1 protein-coding gene is annotated in these 790 nt (G+C 48.9%); it reads left to right on the top strand.

Going from position 1 to position 790, the window contains the following annotated elements:
• Nucleotides 1–190 precede the first annotated feature (190 nt).
• A partial coding sequence (gene tilS / locus OSCI_RS09965; RefSeq protein WP_157135555.1) for a tRNA lysidine(34) synthetase TilS occupies nucleotides 191–790 on the top strand: 600 nt, incomplete at its 3' end.

Below are 790 nucleotides of genomic sequence, written 5' to 3'. Positions count from 1 at the left end.
TTACTCTCAGTCTTAGGAATACAATTGAAATATTCCATAAAGACCCAATACTGGCGACGAATTTCATCATCCTCTAATCTAGTCATCAGACAAGTTTAGAATTAAAGCGATCGCACTTCCTCAGAGAAGAGATGCGATCGCTTTTTCTTGGCCTGCTAAACTCAAAGTGGTGAAAATTCTTGTTTCAGTTATGAAATCTAGTAAATGGACGCATCTCCACGCTCAATTTCACTACTTGTTAATCCACCGCCAATTATTGCCGCGAAATCAGCGAATATTAGTAGCGGTATCCGGCGGACAAGACTCTTTATGTTTAACTAAATTACTATTAGATTTACAGCCAAAATGGGGTTGGGATTTGGCAATTATACACTGCGATCACCGCTGGCGTACAGACTCAAAAGCTAATGCCGATCGCGTAGAAGAATTAGCTCTCAATTGGCAATTACCATTCTATCGGCAAATAGCCGAGGAAATACCGAAAACTGAGGCTACAGCCCGACAATGGCGCTATCAAGCTTTAGCTGAAGTTGCGATCGCCCACAATTACCCCTATATCGTAACAGGTCATACAGCCAGCGATCGCGCTGAAACTCTCCTCTACAACCTCATTCGCGGTAGCGGTGCCGATGGCCTCTCTGCCCTCACCTGGCAGCGCCCTTTGATGGGGAGCGGGGGGGAGGGGGAGCAGAGGGGTAGAGGGGCAGAGGAGCGGGGGAGCAGAGGGGCAGAGGAGCGGGGGAGCGGGGGAGCAGAGGGGCAGAGGAGCGGGGGGGAAATCTTCGTCTTT

The organism is Kamptonema sp. PCC 6506 (assembly GCF_000180455.1).
GTDB classification, from domain to species: Bacteria; Cyanobacteriota; Cyanobacteriia; order Cyanobacteriales; family Microcoleaceae; genus Kamptonema; species Kamptonema formosum.
Note: the sequence above shows the minus strand (reverse complement) of the source record. Positions and strands in the feature narration are given on the sequence as shown.